This window comes from Mesorhizobium sp. M0830 (assembly GCF_040319965.1).
In the GTDB taxonomy this organism is placed as follows: Bacteria; Pseudomonadota; Alphaproteobacteria; order Rhizobiales; family Rhizobiaceae; genus Mesorhizobium.
In genome coordinates this window covers 104,862-123,089 of record NZ_JAMYOR010000003.1, presented here as the reverse complement: position 1 = coordinate 123,089, position 18,228 = coordinate 104,862, and the positions used below count along the sequence as shown (strand labels likewise).

Genomic DNA, 18,228 nt, shown 5'->3' with positions numbered 1-18,228 from the left:
AGGTAATCACCTGAAAATGCGCCGGCCGCGATCGGCGCGCGCCATCACGCGACCGTGAACGGCCGGATCCTCCCCAGCCGGGAATAAACCGTCGCCGCTCCGGGTCTCCTCAGCATACGCCACTCCAGGCGTTGAGGAGAGCGACATGACCCATCACCACGATGAAGACAGCGAGCGCGACGGCATCAGCCGCCGGCATGCGCTGGAATGCATGATCTGGGCCGGCACCGGCGTACTCTGGACGATTTCAGGTGGCATACCGGTGTCGCTCAACCTGCTCGGCGCCGCACAAGCTGCCGAAGCCATGGCCTCCGGCTTCACCTTCCTGCAGATATCCGACAGCCATATCGGCTTCGACAAGGCGGCCAACCCGCATGCCATCGACACGCTGAAGGAAGCGATGGGCAAGATCCAGGCGCTGCCGCAAAAGCCCGCCTTCATGATCCACACCGGCGATATCACCCATCTGTCCAAGCCGGCACAGTTCGACAATGCGGCGCAGATTATCGACGGCGCCGGCTTCGACGTGCACTACGTGCCGGGCGAGCACGATTTGATCGACGACGGCAACGGCAAGGCCTATCTCGACCGCTACGGCAAGGGCACCAGGGGTGCCGGCTGGTACTCGTTCGACCAGAACGGCGTGCATTTCGTGGCGCTGGTCAATGTCGTCAACCTGAAGGCGGGCGGGCTCGGCAATCTCGGCCCCGAACAGCTGGCCTGGCTGGCGGACGACCTGAAGGCCGTCAGCGCGTCGACCCCGATTGTCGTCTTCGCTCATATCCCGCTGTGGGCGGTCTATCCCGAATGGGGCTGGGGCACCGACGACGCGGCCCAAGCGCTCGCCCTGCTCAAGCGCTTCGGCTCGGTCACCGTGCTCAACGGCCACATCCACCAGATCATGCAGAAGGTGGAAGGCAACGTCACCTTTCACACGGCGCGCTCGACTGCCTTCCCGCAGCCGGCGCCAGGAACTGCCGCCTCGCCCGGACCGATGACGGTGCCGGCCGGGCAACTGCGCGGCCTGCTCGGCACCAGCAGCGTCAACGTGAAGCAAGGTGGGAAGGATCTCGCCATCATCGACTCGACGCTGGCTTGAGCCTGGACTGCAAAGGAAATCATCATGCTCTGCATTCGCCTTCCGGCCCGGCACATGGTCGCGATCCTCAGCGCTTTCACCCTGACCACGGGAACCTGTCAGCCGCTGCGCGCGGCGGTCGATGCGCCGATGGTCAAAATAGAGAACTTCGCCTTCACGCCACACGAGCTGACGGTCAAGCCCGGCACCAGGGTGATCTTCAGAAACGACGACGACATCCCGCATCTTGTCGTCGCCAACGATTCCTCCTTCCGCTCCAAGGCGCTTGACACCGGTGACACATATGGATTCACCTTCACCAGAGCAGGCGACTTTGCCTATTTCTGCGGGCTTCACCCGCACATGCAAGGCAAGATCACCGTCGCTCCCTGAAGGAGCGCCGCAGATCCTGCCCGGAGTGCCGGACCATGCTGCGGTGTTGAGCGAAAATGCCCTGGCCGAGCGCTTCGGCGAAGTGGTGCTGCCCCACCTCGGTGACGCGCTTGCGCTCGCCCGCTGGCTGACCGGCAACGCCGCCGATGCCGAGGATGTGGTGCAGGAGGCCTGCGTGAAGGCACATGCCGGCATATCAGGCTATGCCGGCGGCAATGCCCGCGCATGGCTGCTGACCATCGTGCGCAACACCGCCTATACCTGGATGTCTCGCAACCGGCCGCGCGGCATGCTCGCCGTCGGCGACCTCGGCGATCTCGACGAAATGGCGGCAGCGCACGGCACAAGCCCGCCCGACGAAGATGGCCCGGAGGCGAGCCTGATCGCCAGGGCCGATACGGCGGCACTGGAGGCGGCGATCGCAGCACTGCCGCAGCCTTTTCGCGAGACGCTGGTGCTGCGCGACATCAACGGTCTCAGCTACCGCGAGATAGCGGCCATGCTGGACGTACCGATGGGCACAGTGATGTCGCGGCTGGCCCGCGCCCGCGGCCTGCTTGTGTCCGAACTGGGGAGAGCGCCATGACCAACCATGACGACGGACTGCCCAACGATCCCGAGGGCATCAGGCTGATGATCCACGCCCTCGTTGATGGCGAACTTGATGCCGCGGCCGCACTGGCGGTGGAGCGGCGCATCGCCGCCGACCCGCAGCTTGCCGCCGAACACGCCCGCATCATTGCCTTGCAGGGCGCGCTCGGCCGCCTGCCGCGCCCCGATGTCAGCGATGCCTTTCGGGCGCGCATTGCCGCACTTGGTGCGACAGGCACGGCGCAACCGGCACAAGACGAAGCCGAACCGCAGCGGGACACGCTGCCGGCGCAACCAGGATTGATCGCGGGCGCGTCAGTCTGGGGCGGCCGGAGACGGGACGCCAGGACAGGTTCGTCGCGGACCTTCGGCCCGTTCGACTGGCGCGCACTAGCCGCGTCGATCATGATCAGCGCGGTGCTGGCCAGCGGGGCGACGCAATGGGTGATGGTCAACAACGCGTCCGACGGTTTCGCCGCGGCGGTCGCCAGCGGCCATCGCCGCAGCCTGCTCGCCGCCAGTCCGATCGACATCGTTTCGTCCGACCGCCATACGGTCAAGCCATGGCTCGATGCCCGGATCGGCGTATCGCCGCCGGCGCCAGACCTCGCGCAGGATGGCTACGCACTAATCGGCGGCCGGGTCGAGGTGATATCAGGTCGGCCGGTGCCGGCGCTGGTCTACCGCCACCGCGAGCATTTGATCACGCTGGTCGCCGAACCGCAGCAGGGCGGCGGCATCGCCAAACCCGCCGATCTTTCGTCGGGCGGCTTTTCGCTGGTGCATTGGAGAGACGGCGCCTTCTCCTACTGGGCGATCTCGGACATGGAGCGGCCCGAACTCGATGACTTCGTCGCCCGCTTCCGCGAGGCGGCGGTGTGAGGACGGCCTGCCCGGTTGATGATTCCACTGGCCGACCGATTCCCCAGCCTGAGACGCCGACCAGGAAACTGCCCTAAGCCTACGTGACCCAGCCGACCGCAACGGTGGCTTTGCGGCTGTTCATCGCCCTGCAAACAATGACTTTACAACTATTCGTATTTATGTGAAGTTATATCTATTGAAAGGTCGATCATGACAGCCAATCGCTTCGCCACGCGCCTGAATTCCTTTGCCTCGCGACCACAGGCCGAATGGCCTGACCTCGTCGGCAAACCCTCGCTGCTTCAGATGGCGGCCCGCGCCGCCAGGGTTGCCGGACTGACTGACCTCGATTTGAATTACCCCGACCATGTAGGCGCAAAGCCTGCCGAAATCGCCCACAAACTGGGCGATCTCGGCCTTTCCATCAATGGCTTCGCCATGCGCTACTACTCCAATCCGGCCTTCAAGCTTGGCGCCTTCACCAATCCGGACTCGGCGGTGCGCCGTGAAGCTATCGACCTGACCAAAGCGGGAATCGACGCCGTGCGCGAGGCGGGCGCAAAGCTGATGACGCTGTGGCTCGGCCAGGATGGCTTCGATTACGCCTTCCAGGCTGACTATGCCTCACTCTGGCAACACGAAATCGATGGGATTCGTGAAGTGGCCGCGCATGACCCCGACTGCCAGATCAGCCTTGAATACAAGCCCAACGAACCGCGTTCCTACAGCCTGATGCCGGACGCTGCGACGACCCTGCTGGCGATCCGCGATGTCGGCCTGCCCAATCTCGGCGTCACGCTCGATTTCGCCCATGTGCTCTATGCCGACGAGCAGCCGGCCTTTGCCGCAGCTCTGGTGGCGCGCCACAGCAAGCTGCTCGGCGTGCACCTCAACGACGGCTACGCCAAGCGCGATGACGGCCTGATGGTCGGCGCGGTGCACACGCTGCAGACCATCGAGCTGCTCAGGCAGATCCGCCGCGACGGTTACGCTGGCGCCATCTATTTCGACACATTCCCCGACATGACAGGGCTCGACCCCGTGCGCGAATGCGAAGTCAACATCACCACCGTCAAGCGCATGCTGCGCGTCGTCGACCGGCTGGAGCAGGACAATCGCCTGTCCGCCGCCATGGACAGCCAGGACGCGGTGACATCGCAGGCCATCATCCAGGAAATCATGCTCGGGCCGGATAGCTGAAGCCCCGGCCGGACCATCACCGTTTTTAACAAGGGAGGAATGAAATGAAACTTCTGCTTGCCACCGCTACCGCCGCACTGATGGCGCTGTCCATCGGTTCGGCGTTTTCCACAGATCTCGCGCCGCTCAATTCCGATACGGAGAAGGACCGTATCGATTGGTCGCAGGTCGAGGCCAAGTTCGGCGCGTTCCCCAAGCTGCCAGAAGGCACCAAAGCGGGCGCGGTCTCCAAGACGCTGACCAATGAATATTGGCGCTCGCTGGGCGAGGGCTACAAGGCGTTCGGCGACAAGGTCGGCATTCCCGTCGTCTATCAGGCGGCGCAGAGCGAAGGCGACCAGCTCGGCCAGCTGACCATTGCCGAAGGCCTGGTCACGCAGGGCTACAACGTTCTGCTCGTTTCGCCGCAGACCGACGCCAATCTGCAGCCGATCATGGAGCAGGCCAAGGCCGCCAATGTGCCGGTGGTCAACGTCAACGATGCAGTCATCCCGCAGGCCGAGCACTATGTCGGCAATGTCCAGCGCGACAATGGCGTGCGCGTCGCCAAATGGTTCATCAAGAACCGTCCGAATGGCGGCAAGGTCGCCATCGTCGAAGGCCAGGCCGGCGTCTATGCAGCCGTGCAGCGCACCGATGGCTTCAAGTCCACCATCACCGAAGGGGGGAAGTTCGAGGTCGTCGCCAGCGTTCCCGGCAATTGGGACCGCCAGACCTCCTATGACGCGGCCACCAACATCCTGCAGCAGCACCCCGACCTGATCGGCTTCTATGCCAACAATGACGGCATGGCACTGGGCATTGTCGAGGCGGTCAAGGCTGCCGGCCTGCAGGACAAGGTTGCCGTGTTCGGCACTGACGGCATTTCCGACGCCTATGCCTCGATCCGCGCCGGCGAACTGACCGGCACGGTCGACAGCTTCCCGGTGCTAACCGGTGAGGTTGCTCTGGAAACGGCGCTGCGGCTGGTGGCTGGACAAAAGCTGCCGCGCGTCGTTGCCACGCCGCAGGCACTGATCACCAAGGACAATGCCGACCGCTATTCCGGACCCGGCGCGCGCAAGGCCCTGCTCGAAGATGCCGCTGCGGGCCAGTAAAGCCGATCGGCGGGTGCCGGCCAGAGCAGTTCGCTCCCGGCCGGCACCGTTGCCCGGAGATTGAACCCAATGTCACCCCGGCTGCAATTCCAGGGCATTTCCAAGCTGTTTCCGGCCGTGCGGGCGCTCAACGACGTGTCGTTCTCGATCAGTGCCGGTGAAATCCACGGTCTGCTCGGCGAAAACGGTGCCGGCAAGTCGACGCTGCTTCGCATATTGTCGGGCGTCTACAGACCGACGGCGGGAAGCGTCCTCATCGACGGACAGCCGGTGACGCTTGCCAATCCGGTCGCCGCGCGTGCCGCGGGCGTCGCCATGATCCACCAGGAATTGCAGCAGGTGCCGCGCCTCAGCGTCGCCCAGAACATGTTCCTCGGCCAACCGCTGACGCGCGGCGGTATCTTCGTCGCCCGGCGGGAACAGGAGCGCCGCGCCGCCGAGGCTCTTGCAGCCATTGACCCGTCCATCGACCCAGCCGCTCCCCTCGGAACGCTGAAGGTGGCGCAGCGGCAGATCGTCGAGATCGCCCGCGCGCTGCTCGATCGCGCCCGCATCGTCGCCATGGACGAGCCGACATCGAGCCTGACGCCGAGCGAATTCGAACGGCTGGCGCAAGTCATCACCGGTCTCGCTCGCGACGGCGTCGCCGTCGTCTATGTCTCGCACAAGCTGGACGAGGTGTTCGGCATCTGCCAGCGCGCCACCGTCATGCGTGACGGCGTGGTCATCGATTCCGTCGACCTGAAAGGCCTGTCGGAAAAGGCGGTCGTGGCGATGATGGTTGGCCGCGAACTGGCGCAGGAACGGCATACGTCTCACGCCTCGAACGAGGTGATGTTGAGTGCGCGCGGCCTCTCCTCGACAACGAACGTGCGCGATGTGTCGTTCGAATTGCATCGTGGCGAGGTGCTGGGCATTGCCGGCCTTGTCGGCTCAGGCCGCACCGAATTACTGCGGTTGCTGGCCGGCGCCGACCGCGCCACCGCCGGTACGATCGCAATTGATGGCAAGGCGACGCGATTCTCCAGCCCGCGCGATGCGATTGCCGCCGGCATCGGCCTGGTGCCGGAGGAGCGCAAGCGCGAGGGCATCGTGCCGCTGCGCTCGATCACCAGCAACATGGCGTTGGCCTCGATGGGCGTATTCGCGCCGCGCGGCGTCATCGATCACGCCAGGTTGAAACGGGTGGCAATCGACAAGATGGGCCTCGTCAACCTGCGCCCATTCCTGCTCGATCGGCCGATCCGCCTGTTCAGCGGTGGCAACCAGCAGAAGGCGATCATCGGCCGCTGGCTGGCGGCGGGAACACGCATCCTTTTGTTCGACGAACCGACGCGCGGCATCGATGTCGGCGCCAAGGCGGAGATCTATCATCTGATCGAGGAGCTCGCCCGGGAAGGCCACGGTGTCATCGTCGTCTCCTCCGAACTGCCCGAGGTGATCCGGCTCGCCGACCGCGTGCTGGTCATGCGCGACGGCTCGATCGCGGCCGAACTCCACAGAGACGACATCAGCGAACAGGCGATCGCGGCGCACGCCATCCCGCAGACTCAAGACAGTAGGTGACGGATATGTCGGATACCATTCTGGTGCAGCCACGGGCCGAATTCATGCGCGGGGTCTCCATGCGCGACGCCGGCACATTGATCGGCCTTGTCGTGATCTTGGCCGTGTTCGGGGCACTGGTGCCCGGCTTCTTCGCCGAGCGCAACCTGATCAACATCCTGCAGCAGTCGAGCATCAATGCCTGCCTGGCGCTGGGCATGACGCTGGTCATCATCTCCGGCGGCATCGACCTGTCTGTCGGGCCGACGGCAGCCCTTTCGGCCGTCATCTCGGCCTCGATGATGGTCGCCGGCGTACCGTTTCCGCTCGCCATCGCCGCCGGCTTCGCCATTGGTCTTGCGTGCGGCCTCATCAACGGCGTGCTCGTCGCCTATGTCGGGCTGCAGCCTTTCATCGTCACATTGGGTACACTCAGCACATACCGGGCACTGGCGCTGATCTATACCGGCGGCAATCCGGTGCTCGGCCTGCCCGCAAGCTTTCGCTCCGTCTTCAACGGCTTGCTGTTCGGGCTGCCGCTGGCGGTTATCATCGTGGCCTTGGTGGCTGTCGTCGCCTGGGTCGTTTTGAAGAAGACGCCTTTCGGCGAATATCTGCTCGCCGTCGGCGGCAATGAGGAGGCTGCCTACATCGCCGGCGTGCCGATCGCCCGCACCAAGATCGCCGCCTACATGATCTCCGGGCTGCTGGCGGCCCTTGCCGCGCAAATCCTGATAGGCCGACTCGGTGCCGCCGAGCCCATCCTCGGCAATCTCTGGGAACTCGACGCTATCGCGGCTGCCGCCATCGGCGGCGCCTCGCTGATGGGCGGCAAGGGCAGTGTCGTCGGCACCATCCTGGGCGCCGTCATCCTCGGCGCCATGCGCAACGGTTTGACGCTGATGAACGTGCAGTCCTTCTATCAGCTTCTGGCAACTGGTCTTATAATCCTCGCCGCGATGCTTATCGATCGCGTGACGAGGGGGCGTGGATGACCTTGAGCGGGCTGGACCTGAAAGCGGTAGGACCGCGGATCCGCATGATGATGCCGCATCTCACCCCGCTGGAGGCGAAGGTGGTGGAAACCGTCTTTGGCCGGCGCGGCTTTGACGAGAGCATCCCGCTGAAGCAGATCGCCGAGGAGGCCGGCGTGTCCGAGGCAATGGTGGTCAAGATCGCCAAGAAGCTCGGTTTTTCCGGCTATCGCGACTTTCGCACCGCCGTCTATGAATACAGCCGCCTGCCGACTGCCGAGATGCATCAGGAACTGTCATCCGACGACAGTTCGGCCGAGATCGTGCAAAAAGTGTTCCGCACCTCCATCCAGGCACTGGAGGAGACACTGGCGATCCTCGACATCGAGGATTTCGACCGCGCCGCCGAGCTTCTCTACCGTGCGAAGAACCGGGATTTCTATGGCGTCGGCGGCTCAGCGCAGATTGCGCGCGACGTCTCGCACAAGTTCCTGCGCATCGGCATTCGCGCATCCGTCTACGACGATTCGCACATGATGCTGATGTCGGCCTCGCTGCTCGGCGGCGATGATATCGCCGTCGGCTTCTCGCATTCGGGCAATACCTCTGCCGTCATCGACGCCATCCAGCTGGCCCGCAAGAACGGCGCAAGGACGCTGGCCATCACCAATTACGACAATTCGCCGTTGGCTGCGGTGGCCGACATTGTGCTGTGCTCGACCGCACAGGGATCGCCATTAATGGGCGAGAACGCGGCGGCGCGCATCGCCCAGCTCAACATCCTCGATGCGCTGTTCGTCGCGGTGGCGCAGCGCGACTATCAGGCGGCGGAGCGCAACCTCGGCCGCACCATGTCGGCGGTGACATCGAAGCGAAAAGACCGGGGATCATGACGACACCGCCGCTGGTCACCGTCTTCGGCAGCCTGCACTACGACATCATGGTCGACGCGCCCGACCGCCCACGCAAGGGCGAGACGGTGACCGGCCATGCCTGGCACCCGAAATGCGGCGGCAAGGGCGGCAACCAGGCCGTTTCGGCGGCAAGGGCCGGCGTGCGCGCGGCGATGATTGGCGCGGTTGGCAACGATGATTTCGGGCGGGCGTTGCTGGCCAATCTCGATCGCGCCAGGGTCGACCGCCGCTTCGTGCGGGTGGCCGCTGGTGCCGGCTCCGGAATGAGCGTGGCGATCTTCGACCAGGGCGGCGATTATGGCGCGGTGATCGTCTCGGGCAGCAATCTCACTCTGGGCGATGCCGATATTGCCGCTGCTTCCGAAATGGTGTCCCAAACGGCAGTGCTCCTGTTGCAGAATGAGGTACCCGAAGGCGCCAACATTGCTGCCGCACGCGCGCCGAAGGCGCAAGGCGGCCGTGTTGTGCTGAACGGGGCCCCGGCGCGCAAACTGTCCGGCGAGTTGACCGCGCTGGTCGACATATTGGTGGTCAACGCCATCGAGGCGGAGTTCCTGGCCGGCATGGCGGTGGTCGAGACCCTGGACGGTGCCGCGCAAGCCGCGCGGCTGCTGGCCGATCTTTGCCCTGTCGCGATTGTCACGGCGGGCGGCGAAGGTGTCGCCTGCTGTGATCGGACCGGCGAGGCCTTCGCGCTGCCCGCCATCCCGGTCAAGGTCGTCAGCACGCATGGCGCCGGCGATGAATTCGTCGGTGCGCTGGCCGCGGCGCTTGCCCGTGGGGAGACCATGCGGGCGGCCGTCACCGCCGCCAATGCGGCGTCGGCCTTGCTGGTCTCGACGCCAGAGGCCGAGCGCGACGGCATCTGACTGGATGGTTTGCGTCTTGCCAAACCGCTGCGGCGGCCGCCGATCCTTGCGGCTTCGCGCGAATTCCGCTAAGGCGCGCCTTTGTCGCCGGGAAACACGAACTTGGACGATCAACGCGCCGACGTCGCCATCATCATGGGCAGCCAGTCCGACTGGGCGACGATGCGCCATGCGGCCGAAACCCTCGAAGCCCTGGGCATTCCACACAAGCGGCTGATCGTTTCCGCGCATCGCACTCCAGACCGGCTCTACGATTTCGCCAGGGGCGCCAAGGCAGCGGGCTACAAGGTGATCATCGCCGGCGCCGGTGGTGCCGCGCATCTGCCCGGCATGACGGCGGCAATGACGCCGCTGCCGGTGTTTGGCGTGCCGGTGGAATCGAAGGCGCTTTCCGGGCAGGATTCACTGCTGTCCATCGTCCAGATGCCGGCCGGTATTCCCGTGGGAACGCTGGCCATCGGCAAGGCCGGTGCCGCCAACGCAGCCCTTCTGGCCGCTGCCGTGCTGGCGCTGAACGATGACGACCTTGCCGTCCGTCTGGATGCCTGGCGCGCCGCGCAGACCGCCAAGGTCGCAACCGAGCCGACGGATACGCCGTGAGCCTAGCCCCCGGATCGACCATAGGCATCATAGGCGGCGGCCAGCTCGGTCGCATGCTGGCAATTGCTGCCGCCCGTCTCGGCTACCGCACCGTGGTGCTGGAGCCGCAAGCGGATTGCCCGGCGGCGCAGGTCGCCAACCGGCAGATAGCGGCCCCCTATGACGACCGAGCAGCCCTTGCCGAACTGGCCGCGTCGAGTTCCGTCATCACCTACGAGTTCGAGAACGTGCCGGTTGCGGCCGCCAGCGCGCTGGCCGCCAAGGTTCCGGTCTATCCGCCGGCGCGCGCACTGGAAGTGGCGCAGGACCGGGTGAGCGAAAAAGCATTCCTCAACGGCATCGGCATTGCCACCGCGGGGTTCCTCCCGGTCGACAATGATGACGAGCTGACGGCGGCGCTGAATGCGTTCGATGGCAGCGGCATCCTGAAGACGCGCCGCATGGGCTATGACGGCAAGGGCCAGCGCGTCTTCCGCAATATGAAAGCCGGCAGCTTCGCCGGCATCTGCGAGGCGATGGGCAATGTGCCGCTGATCCTGGAAAGCTTCGTGTCGTTCGAGCGCGAGATTTCCGTGATCGCCGCGCGCGGCATCGACGGCACTGTCGCAGCCTACGACCCGGCCGAGAATATCCACCGCAACGGCATTCTCCACACATCGACCTTGCCGGCTCGAATAAGGCCCGAAACGGCGGAAGCAGCACGAGCAGCGGCGTCTAAAATATTGTCGGCGCTGAACTATGTCGGTGTCATCGGCGTCGAGTTCTTCGTGCTCGCCGACGGCTCCCTGCTGGCCAACGAGATCGCGCCCCGCGTCCACAATTCCGGCCACTGGACGGAAGCGGCCTGCATCGTTTCGCAGTTCGAGCAGCACATCCGCGCCGTCGCCGGCCTGCCGCTTGGAAATCCCCAGCGTCATTCCGATTGCGTGATGGAGAACCTGATCGGCGACGATGTGCTGCGTGTTCCAGCCCTGCTCGCCGAGCCGAACCTGATGCTGCATCTCTATGGCAAGGCCGAGGCACGCCCCGGCCGCAAGATGGGCCATTTCACCAGGATCGGCCGTCGCGCCTAACCCCCGAAACAGGCCTACTGCACGTCGTCGCTCTCGTCTTGGTCAGGGCTGGCGCAACTGGCATCGCCTTCCTCGCAATTGGCGGCGGCAGCGAGCTGCTCGATGCGATCATTGGTCAGCCTGGCCAGGCATTGCGAAACTTCCATCGGATGGATCGAACCGCCCGCGCTGGCTGCGGTGGAATGCGCGCACTCTGCATCGCGAAAGGCGATCCAGGCGCGTTGCGCCACCTGCAGCAGTCTCTTGCCGTCGGCGTCATCCGCGCTGATGAGATCCTGGTAGGCCTTGTTGAGCCTGGCGTCGGCCTCCTGGTAATCCTCGCCGGCGCAGATGTTCATCATCTGCTGGCTGTCGTCGCTGCGGTCGCACTCCTGCGCGCGGGCAGCCGAGGCTCCCGCCAGCACGAGAATGCAGGCGGACAGGAAAATTCGGCGCATATCCATCCCCAAATCACTTCATGGCGGGCGCATCATCCCAGCCGGCTGAAGCCCGTGCAATGCCGCAAGGCCGACATGGCGGATATTTGATGATATGGAGAGACGGAGCACGCTTGCGGTTGACACGGACAAGGCTCCTCGTTTATGAGCCACCCACAGTTCAAAGGCGCGTCTTCTGGCGCGCCTTAAAATTTCGACCCGAACCGGGTCCACACCGACAGGCAAGACCATGAAGATCAAGAATTCGCTCAAGGCGCTGAAGGCGCGTCACCGCGACAACCAGCTGGTTCGCCGCAAAGGCCGTATCTACATCATCAACAAGACCGCTCCGCGCTACAAGGCACGCCAGGGCTGAGTTTTCGGGCTGGAGGCTGTTGCCTCCGCCCATTGATGCTTGTTGCCCGCCTGCCGGCCCTTTCACGCCAAATTCAGTTTGACGTTCCGCCGCCCGGGATTAGAGTCCGGCGATGCGGATTCTTTTTGCATTTTTGACGTCTCTGCTTGTTTCCAGCGCCATTTATGGCCTGGCGCGCGCGGATGACGCTGTCGTGCCGCCGGCCAGCAAGGACGTGCCGCCGGTGGCAACGACGAGGCAGGCCCGTCTCGATCAGCTGTTCAACGACCTGAAGCGCGAGCGCAACGAAAAGGCAGCCGAGCGTATTGCCGGCAACATCTGGAATGAGTGGTCTCAATCCGGCAGCGCCTCGATCGATCTGATGATGCAGTGGTCGCAGAAGGCCATCGAAAGTCAGAAGTTCGACGTCGCCCTCGATTTCCTCGACCAGGTGGTGATCTTACAGCCGACCTATGCCGAAGGCTGGAATAGGCGCGCCACCGTGCATTTCATGATGAAAAACTACGGCAAGTCGATGTCCGACATCGACCATACGCTGCAGCTCGAGCCGCGCCATTTCGGCGCGCTCTCCGGCCTGGCGCAGATCATGGCACTGACCGGCCACAAGCAATCGGCACTCGAGGCCTGGCAGAAGGTTCTGGCGATCTATCCAATGATGCGCAGCGCCCAGGACCAGGTCGGCACGCTTTCGGAAGAGCTTGCTGGAGAAGGCATTTAAGGGAATAGGCAGTAGGGATTAGGCAGTAGGCGCAGATCGCGTTACGCACATTCCTACTGCCTACTGCCTACTGCCTATTCCCTATTCGCTACTGCACAACTTATCCCCCTCCATCCCCGTATCTCCCCCATGAACCTGATCTACGCCGCCCTTGCCTTCCTGATGGCGCTTGTCTTCGGCTTTGTCGGCATCACCCGCGCCGGTTCATGGCTTATCGAACGCCGCAATCCGTCGATTGGTGAATTCGCCGACATCAATGGCGCCCGCATTCACTATGTCCACATTCCGGGCCCCGCGAACGCCGAGCGGCCGCCGATCGTCTTCATCCACGGCGCCAGCGCCAATCTCAGGGATCAGATGCTGCCGCTGCGGCCATTGCTCGAAGGCCACGCCGAAATGCTGTTCTTCGACCGGCCAGGCCACGGCTGGTCGGGCCGTGGTCGCGGCAACAACGAAGACCCGGCGGCTCAGGCCAACACCATCGCTGCGTTGATGGACCGTCTGGGCATCAGGAAGGCTGTTATCGTCGGTCATTCTTTCGGTGGTGTGGTGACATCGACTTTCGGCCGCGAGCATCCCGACAAGACGCTTGGCCTGGTCTTTCTCGCGCCGGCAACTCATCCGTGGCCGGGCGGCGCAACCTCCTGGTATTACGATCTGACGACCATTCCGGTGATCGGCTGGCTGTTTTCCGAGACGCTGATCTATCCGACGGGAACGCTGCGGATGGAAGACGCCACGACCTGCGTCTTCTCGCCCAACATGGTGCCGGACAACTATCTCGCCGCGGCCTCCATCCCATTGGTCCTGCGACCATCGGCCTTTCGTGCCAACGCCACCGATGTCGCCGGGCTCTATCGCTATGCCCTTGGCGCCGCACCGCACTACAACCAGATCAAGGCCCCGACCGTGGTCATTTCGGGTGATCGCGACAAGGTCGTCTATGCGGAGATTCACTCGATCGGGCTCCAGCGCGACATACCGGGCGCCCAACTCGTCTGGGTGCATAATCTCGGCCACAAGCCGGACTGGATTGCGCCCGATCTCGTCGTTGGTGCCATCGAGAAGGTCTCCGGCAAGGATGTCGACCTGCGGATTATCGCCAAAAGCGTCGAAGCCCGGATCGCCGGCGATCTGTATGGCGTCGGGAAATGCGCCGATCTCAAGCAGCCGGAAGCAGAGCTTGCACCGACCTGACCGCCGTCCCTTCACGTGGCTGGGAAGCTCCCCTACAACACGGCCATGCCTGAACCGAACCTGGACACATTCTCACGAGCAATAATTCGTGTCTTCCCGGAATTGAAGACTTCAAGCTTCCGGCTGATGACGGCAGGTTGGCACTCGACGGCGGTCGATGTCGACGACAGGCTGGTGTTCAAGTTCCCGCGTCACAAGGTTGCTGAACGAGCGCTTCTCAGGGAAGCCGCCCTGCTGGCCCTGATCCGCCCTTGCCTGTCGATGCCGGTCCCCGATATGAGCATCCATGAGGGGCCGCCGCTGTTCTCCAGACATGAGAAACTGAAAGGGGAACGTCTGCTGGCAGCACGATATGAAGAATTGCCCGAACATGCCCGCCAACGTTTGGGCAACGATCTGGGCCGCTTTTACGCCGAGCTTCATCGGCTCGACCTGAACCAGATGGCGACCGCTGGCGCCGAGCCGGTAGGTACCTGGCACGCACTGAGCGCAATCCGTGCGAAGGCGTTGCCCTTGCTGGCGCCTCGGCTACTCGCCAGCGCGGAGGCAACCCTGATGGCATACGAAAGTCTGCCACCAGACCCGCATGGGACTACATTTGGATTCTTCGACGGACATGGCTGGAACATGGCGTTCGATCATGCGCGAATGAGGCTCAACGGACTCTACGACTTTGCCGATTCAGGCATAGGCGCGTTGCACCAGGAGTTCATCTACTCGAATTTTATCGCGCCGGACCTTACCGGGCGAATAGTCGCCGCGTATGAAATCGCGACCGGACGCGTGCTGGACCGCAAACGTATCTCCATCCTGACCGGCGTCCATCGTCTGTCCGAGTTGGCTGAACTCGCCGACGACCCAGACCATGTTCCGGCCATGATCCGAAGCGTTGCGGAATGGTTTGCTGCACCACACCAACGGATGGCGATTAGCCGCGTCCGGGGCGACCGCCGTTGAAGCGGCTTACCGGCCGGCCGCTTCCGATCCCAGATAGGCGATGCGCAGCATATTGGTCGAGCCCGGCGTCCTCAACGGCACGCCAGCGGTGATGATGACGCGGTCGCCGGGCTTGCCGAAGCCTTCCTCGAAGGCGATGCGGCAGGCGCGGTCGACCATGTCGTCAAGATCGATTGCGTCGGGTGAGACGACGCAATGCGTGCCCCATAGCAGCGACAGCCGGCGCGCCGTGTTGACGATCGGCGACAACGCGACGATCGGCACTTGCGGACGCTCGCGGGCGGCGCGCAGGCCCGTGGTGCCGGACGCCGTGTAGGTGATGATCGCCGAAAGTTTCAGCGTCTCGGCGATCTCGCGGGCGGCCAGCGAAATGGCGTCGGCGCCGGTCGCTTCCGGCTCGGAACGCTGTGCGTTGATGATGCCGGCATAGGTCGGATCGGTTTCGACCTTGGTGGCGATACGGTTCATCATCGCTACGGCTTCGACGGGATACGCGCCCGCCGCCGATTCCGCCGACAGCATGACGGCATCGGCGCCTTCGAAGACTGCGGTCGAAACATCCGACACCTCGGCGCGGGTAGGCACCGGTGCTGTGATCATCGATTCCAGCATCTGCGTTGCAACCACCACCGGCTTGCCGGCGCGGCGCGCGGCGCGCGTGATCTGCTTCTGGATGCCGGGTACCGCCTCGAGCGGCATCTCGACGCCGAGATCGCCACGGGCGACCATCAGCGCGTCGGACAGTTCGATGATCTCCGCCAGCCGGGCGACGGCCTGCGGCTTTTCGATCTTGGCCATGATCAGCGCCCGGCCGCGCGCGATCTTGCGCGCCTCGGCAAGGTCCTCCGGCCGCTGGACGAAGGACAGCGCGACCCAATCGACGCCCGTGGCCAGCACGGCATCGAGGTCCTTGCGGTCTTTCTCGGTCAGCGCGCCGACCGGCAGGTCGGTATCGGGCAGGCTGACGCCCTTCTTGTCGGAGATCGTGGTGCCGGCGACGACGGTGCAGACGATCGACTTGCCGTCGCTTCTCACCGCCTTCAATTCGAGCTTGCCGTCATCGATCAGCAGGCGATGTCCGGCCTCGACGGAGGTCAGGATTTCGGGATGCGGCAGATAGACCCTGGTCGAGGTGCCGGGTTCGGGATTGTCGTCGAGCGTGAAGGTCTGGCCGACGGTCAGCACTTCCTTGCCATTGGCGAACTTGCCGACGCGCAGTTTTGGCCCTTGCAGATCGGCCAGGATGCCGATCGGCCGGCCGACCGCTTCCTCGACAGTGCGGATGCGTCCGACCAGCGTGCGCATCAGCTCGTGATCGGTGTGGCTCATATTGATGCGGAACACATCGGCGCCAGCTTCGAACAGTTTCTTCAGCATCTCCTCCGACGAGGAGGCCGGACCGATGGTGGCTAGGATCTTGACCTTGCGGCTACGTCTCATTGACTGTTTGTTCCCGGGGCGGCTGGAGCGCCTCCCGTTGTGGACTCATCGGTCAGCTGGACCATCCAGTTTCCCTGTTCGCCCGTGTCATATTCCTGGAATCCGGCGCGCTGAAAGCCCCGTGCGACGCAGTCGGTTACGCCGGCGATCTTGAACTCTTTCTCAGCCACGCACATGTTGATCGGGCCGTCCCAGCGTCCGCCGCGCTCGGCGTCTTCTGCATAAAGATAGTAAAACCTTGATGACAGCGGCCCTTCGATCAGCGTCTTGCAGCTCGATCCCTCGATGTGCCACCAACCTTCGGTGATCCAGCCGGCCTTGGCGCGATAGCCGATACCGACGCCGACCAGATTCTGCGTGGCGTTGCAGACGCGGAAATCGGCGCGCGCCGGCGAGGCCACGACCATCGCCGACAGGCCGACGGCAAGGATCAAGAGCGGCGTGGCAAAGGCAGAGCGCATGCGCTGCCTGCCAGCGGAACTCATCCGAAAACCCCTCAAGAACCACATCAGCATCTCTCTGCGCCCCTTTTCGGAAAAGTCCGGGCGCATGTCAACGCACCGTTTTGTCCAATTCCAATCGATTTAGAAGGCTCCGGCGCACAATTCGCCGGCCTCTGCCAGATTTCCAGGGAAACCTTGGCCAAACAACGGCATTGCGCAAGCGTCGTCTTCGTGGAATGACGATAGCACCCTCCCCGGAAGCCAGCGAACAGACCATTTCCCGACAATGACCCGATCCACAGTTTTCGCGCCTTGCGATATTGTCGAAGGCGACCGCAAGCGAGGCATCGTGCTCCTGTGCGACCATGCCCGCCGCGACCTGCCCGACGATTATGGCAGGCTCGGCCTGCCGGCGGCGGAGTTCGACCGCCACATTGCCTATGACATCGGCGTCGAAACGGTAACGCGCGAACTGGCCGCTTTGCTCGACGTGCCGGCGGTGCTCGCCAATTTTTCGCGGCTGCTGATCGATCCCAACCGCGGCGAGGACGATCCGACGCTTATTCGCCAACTCTATGACGGCACTGTGGTGCCCGGGAATTACCCCATCGCTCCCGAGGAGCGCGAAAGGCGGCTCGATGGCTTCTACCGGCCCTATCACGATGCCGTCGGCGCCGTGATTGCCTCGGTCGCGCGGGCCTCTGCGCAGGCGCCCTTCATCTTGTCGGTGCATTCCTTCACGCCGGCCATGCAAGGGGTCCAGCGTCCCTGGCATGTCGGCATCCTGTGGGACCTCGACGACCGGGTGGCACGCCCGCTGATCGATATGCTGGCCGAGGACAAGAACCTCGTCGTCGGCGACAATGAACCCTATGACGGCGCGCTGCGCGGCGACACCATGTACAAGCACGCCATCATCAACGGCTTCGCTCATGCATTGATCGAAATCCGCCAGGATCTGATAGCAGACCAGAAGGGCGCGCTCGACTGGGCCGAACGGTTGGCGCTGATCGTTGACGCGATCAATCGCCGTCCCGATATACATGTCGTGAAGATGTTCGGCTCGCGCACCGGGCCGCTATGACGGAGGTTTCGATGACCGAACTCAGCGACGAGCAGAAGCGCGACTTCGAGGCCGCCGCCTTTCGCCGGCTGGTCCAACATCTGCGCGAACGCAGCGACGTGCAGAACATCGATCTGATGAACCTCGCCGGCTTCTGCCGCAACTGCCTGTCGAACTGGTATCGAGACGCGGCCAATGCCGAGGGCGTCGACCTCAGCAAGGACCAGTCGCGCGAGATCGTCTATGGCATGCCCTATGCGCAATGGCAGGCACTCAATCAGACTGAGGCCTCCGACGCCAAGAAGGCCGAGTTCGAGGCACGGCGCCCCAAGGACCACTAAGCCCGCTTGGCCCAAACGCTTTCGAAATAGAGCGCTTGACTGGAAATTGAATCGATCTAATTTGCCGCGCGAAGCCATT

General features: G+C 63.8%; 21 protein-coding genes. 18 read left to right on the top strand and 3 right to left on the bottom strand.

Annotated elements, in window-relative coordinates:
- Positions 1-145 precede the first annotated feature (145 nt).
- The 12 genes from NKI20_RS03265 to NKI20_RS03210 all read left to right on the top strand — a co-directional run bounded on the left by NKI20_RS03265 (position 146) and on the right by NKI20_RS03210 (position 11,198).
- Positions 146-1,099, top strand: coding sequence for a metallophosphoesterase family protein (locus NKI20_RS03265; RefSeq protein ID WP_352828271.1), 954 nt, complete (start codon positions 146-148; stop codon positions 1,097-1,099).
- Between the two features lie 24 nt (positions 1,100-1,123).
- On the top strand, positions 1,124-1,471 hold the full coding sequence (locus NKI20_RS03260; RefSeq protein WP_352828269.1) for a cupredoxin domain-containing protein: 348 nt from the start codon (positions 1,124-1,126) through the stop codon (positions 1,469-1,471).
- Positions 1,472-1,517: 46 nt separating this feature from the next.
- Complete coding sequence (locus tag NKI20_RS03255; protein ID WP_352828266.1) at positions 1,518-2,057, top strand: sigma-70 family RNA polymerase sigma factor; 540 nt, start codon at positions 1,518-1,520, stop codon at positions 2,055-2,057.
- Positions 2,054-2,944: an anti-sigma factor family protein gene (locus tag NKI20_RS03250; protein WP_352828263.1), complete on the top strand. Its 891-nt coding sequence runs from the start codon at positions 2,054-2,056 to the stop codon at positions 2,942-2,944. The genes NKI20_RS03255 and NKI20_RS03250 overlap by 4 nt, the downstream gene beginning before the upstream one ends.
- A 192-nt stretch (positions 2,945-3,136) precedes the next feature.
- Positions 3,137-4,126 carry a sugar phosphate isomerase/epimerase family protein gene (locus NKI20_RS03245; protein ID WP_352828260.1) on the top strand — a complete coding sequence of 330 codons (990 nt, stop codon included), beginning with the start codon at positions 3,137-3,139 and terminating at the stop codon, positions 4,124-4,126.
- A gap of 44 nt (positions 4,127-4,170) precedes the next feature.
- Entirely contained in the window at positions 4,171-5,223 is a 1,053-nt protein-coding gene (locus NKI20_RS03240; RefSeq protein WP_352828257.1) for a sugar ABC transporter substrate-binding protein, read from the top strand.
- Positions 5,224-5,292: 69 nt separating this feature from the next.
- The gene (locus tag NKI20_RS03235) at positions 5,293-6,789 is read left to right on the top strand and encodes a sugar ABC transporter ATP-binding protein (protein ID WP_352828254.1); all 1,497 of its coding nucleotides are present in this window, start codon (positions 5,293-5,295) and stop codon (positions 6,787-6,789) included.
- A gap of 5 nt (positions 6,790-6,794) precedes the next feature.
- Complete coding sequence (locus NKI20_RS03230; protein ID WP_352828251.1) at positions 6,795-7,763, top strand: ABC transporter permease; 969 nt, start codon at positions 6,795-6,797, stop codon at positions 7,761-7,763.
- A complete protein-coding gene (locus NKI20_RS03225) occupies positions 7,760-8,635 on the top strand; it encodes a MurR/RpiR family transcriptional regulator (protein WP_352605796.1) in 876 nt (291 codons plus the stop codon). Before NKI20_RS03230 ends, NKI20_RS03225 begins: the two co-directional genes overlap by 4 nt.
- On the top strand, positions 8,632-9,525 hold the full coding sequence (locus NKI20_RS03220) for a ribokinase (protein ID WP_352828248.1): 894 nt from the start codon (positions 8,632-8,634) through the stop codon (positions 9,523-9,525). Before NKI20_RS03225 ends, NKI20_RS03220 begins: the two co-directional genes overlap by 4 nt.
- A 102-nt stretch (positions 9,526-9,627) precedes the next feature.
- Positions 9,628-10,125 (top strand): 5-(carboxyamino)imidazole ribonucleotide mutase, encoded by a 498-nt coding sequence (gene purE / locus NKI20_RS03215; protein ID WP_352828245.1) that lies wholly within the window; start codon positions 9,628-9,630, stop codon positions 10,123-10,125.
- Positions 10,122-11,198 carry a 5-(carboxyamino)imidazole ribonucleotide synthase gene (locus NKI20_RS03210; protein WP_352727581.1) on the top strand — a complete coding sequence of 359 codons (1,077 nt, stop codon included), beginning with the start codon at positions 10,122-10,124 and terminating at the stop codon, positions 11,196-11,198. The genes purE and NKI20_RS03210 overlap by 4 nt, the downstream gene beginning before the upstream one ends.
- Positions 11,199-11,212: 14 nt before the next feature.
- Here the strand turns inward: NKI20_RS03210 and NKI20_RS03205 are convergent, their stop codons facing one another.
- Positions 11,213-11,635 carry a lysozyme inhibitor LprI family protein gene (locus tag NKI20_RS03205; RefSeq protein WP_023757466.1) on the bottom strand — a complete coding sequence of 141 codons (423 nt, stop codon included), beginning with the start codon at positions 11,633-11,635 and terminating at the stop codon, positions 11,213-11,215.
- 229 nt (positions 11,636-11,864) lie between these two features.
- Between NKI20_RS03205 and ykgO the strand changes: the two genes are divergently transcribed.
- The 4 genes from ykgO to NKI20_RS03185 all read left to right on the top strand — a co-directional run bounded on the left by ykgO (position 11,865) and on the right by NKI20_RS03185 (position 14,862).
- On the top strand, positions 11,865-11,990 hold the full coding sequence (gene ykgO / locus NKI20_RS03200) for a type B 50S ribosomal protein L36 (RefSeq protein WP_006203764.1): 126 nt from the start codon (positions 11,865-11,867) through the stop codon (positions 11,988-11,990).
- A 112-nt stretch (positions 11,991-12,102) separates the two neighbouring features.
- Positions 12,103-12,708, top strand: coding sequence for a tetratricopeptide repeat protein (locus NKI20_RS03195; RefSeq protein WP_352605789.1), 606 nt, complete (start codon positions 12,103-12,105; stop codon positions 12,706-12,708).
- 129 nt (positions 12,709-12,837) lie between these two features.
- Positions 12,838-13,905 (top strand): alpha/beta fold hydrolase, encoded by a 1,068-nt coding sequence (locus NKI20_RS03190; protein WP_352828241.1) that lies wholly within the window; start codon positions 12,838-12,840, stop codon positions 13,903-13,905.
- A 45-nt stretch (positions 13,906-13,950) separates the two neighbouring features.
- Positions 13,951-14,862: a phosphotransferase family protein gene (locus NKI20_RS03185; protein ID WP_352828239.1), complete on the top strand. Its 912-nt coding sequence runs from the start codon at positions 13,951-13,953 to the stop codon at positions 14,860-14,862.
- Between the two features lie 6 nt (positions 14,863-14,868).
- On the opposite strand, the gene pyk is transcribed toward NKI20_RS03185, so the two are convergent.
- Positions 14,869-16,302 carry a pyruvate kinase gene (gene pyk, locus NKI20_RS03180; RefSeq protein WP_023762901.1) on the bottom strand — a complete coding sequence of 478 codons (1,434 nt, stop codon included), beginning with the start codon at positions 16,300-16,302 and terminating at the stop codon, positions 14,869-14,871.
- Positions 16,299-16,709, bottom strand: a complete 411-nt coding sequence (locus tag NKI20_RS03175; RefSeq protein ID WP_352605849.1) for a DUF1036 domain-containing protein — start codon at positions 16,707-16,709, stop codon at positions 16,299-16,301. Before NKI20_RS03175 ends, pyk begins: the two co-directional genes overlap by 4 nt.
- A 322-nt stretch (positions 16,710-17,031) precedes the next feature.
- Between NKI20_RS03175 and NKI20_RS03170 the strand changes: the two genes are divergently transcribed.
- Positions 17,032-17,829, top strand: a complete 798-nt coding sequence (locus tag NKI20_RS03170; RefSeq protein ID WP_352727586.1) for an N-formylglutamate amidohydrolase — start codon at positions 17,032-17,034, stop codon at positions 17,827-17,829.
- Positions 17,830-17,840: 11 nt separating this feature from the next.
- Positions 17,841-18,149 carry a DUF1244 domain-containing protein gene (locus tag NKI20_RS03165; RefSeq protein ID WP_031261371.1) on the top strand — a complete coding sequence of 103 codons (309 nt, stop codon included), beginning with the start codon at positions 17,841-17,843 and terminating at the stop codon, positions 18,147-18,149.
- The last annotated feature ends 79 nt before the right edge of the window (positions 18,150-18,228 follow it).

Excerpts from the sequence above, each read along its gene's own strand:
- NKI20_RS03190 (WP_352828241.1), top strand. The coding sequence starts at position 12,838 with ATGAACCTGATCTACGCCGCCCTTGCCTTCCTGATGGCGCTTGTCTTC.
- NKI20_RS03235 (WP_352828254.1), top strand. The coding sequence starts at position 5,293 with ATGTCACCCCGGCTGCAATTCCAGGGCATTTCCAAGCTGTTTCCGGCC.
- NKI20_RS03165 (WP_031261371.1), top strand. The coding sequence starts at position 17,841 with ATGACCGAACTCAGCGACGAGCAGAAGCGCGACTTCGAGGCCGCCGCC.
- NKI20_RS03205 (WP_023757466.1), bottom strand. The coding sequence starts at position 11,635 with ATGCGCCGAATTTTCCTGTCCGCCTGCATTCTCGTGCTGGCGGGAGCC.
- NKI20_RS03245 (WP_352828260.1), top strand. The coding sequence starts at position 3,137 with ATGACAGCCAATCGCTTCGCCACGCGCCTGAATTCCTTTGCCTCGCGA.
- NKI20_RS03195 (WP_352605789.1), top strand. The coding sequence starts at position 12,103 with ATGCGGATTCTTTTTGCATTTTTGACGTCTCTGCTTGTTTCCAGCGCC.
- NKI20_RS03260 (WP_352828269.1), top strand. The coding sequence starts at position 1,124 with ATGCTCTGCATTCGCCTTCCGGCCCGGCACATGGTCGCGATCCTCAGC.
- NKI20_RS03170 (WP_352727586.1), top strand. The coding sequence starts at position 17,032 with ATGACCCGATCCACAGTTTTCGCGCCTTGCGATATTGTCGAAGGCGAC.
- NKI20_RS03225 (WP_352605796.1), top strand. The coding sequence starts at position 7,760 with ATGACCTTGAGCGGGCTGGACCTGAAAGCGGTAGGACCGCGGATCCGC.
- NKI20_RS03240 (WP_352828257.1), top strand. The coding sequence starts at position 4,171 with ATGAAACTTCTGCTTGCCACCGCTACCGCCGCACTGATGGCGCTGTCC.
- NKI20_RS03230 (WP_352828251.1), top strand. The coding sequence starts at position 6,795 with ATGTCGGATACCATTCTGGTGCAGCCACGGGCCGAATTCATGCGCGGG.
- NKI20_RS03220 (WP_352828248.1), top strand. The coding sequence starts at position 8,632 with ATGACGACACCGCCGCTGGTCACCGTCTTCGGCAGCCTGCACTACGAC.
- pyk (WP_023762901.1), bottom strand. The coding sequence starts at position 16,302 with ATGAGACGTAGCCGCAAGGTCAAGATCCTAGCCACCATCGGTCCGGCC.
- ykgO (WP_006203764.1), top strand. The coding sequence starts at position 11,865 with ATGAAGATCAAGAATTCGCTCAAGGCGCTGAAGGCGCGTCACCGCGAC.
- NKI20_RS03265 (WP_352828271.1), top strand. The coding sequence starts at position 146 with ATGACCCATCACCACGATGAAGACAGCGAGCGCGACGGCATCAGCCGC.
- NKI20_RS03250 (WP_352828263.1), top strand. The coding sequence starts at position 2,054 with ATGACCAACCATGACGACGGACTGCCCAACGATCCCGAGGGCATCAGG.
- NKI20_RS03175 (WP_352605849.1), bottom strand. The coding sequence starts at position 16,709 with ATGGTCGTGGCCTCGCCGGCGCGCGCCGATTTCCGCGTCTGCAACGCC.
- NKI20_RS03185 (WP_352828239.1), top strand. The coding sequence starts at position 13,951 with ATGCCTGAACCGAACCTGGACACATTCTCACGAGCAATAATTCGTGTC.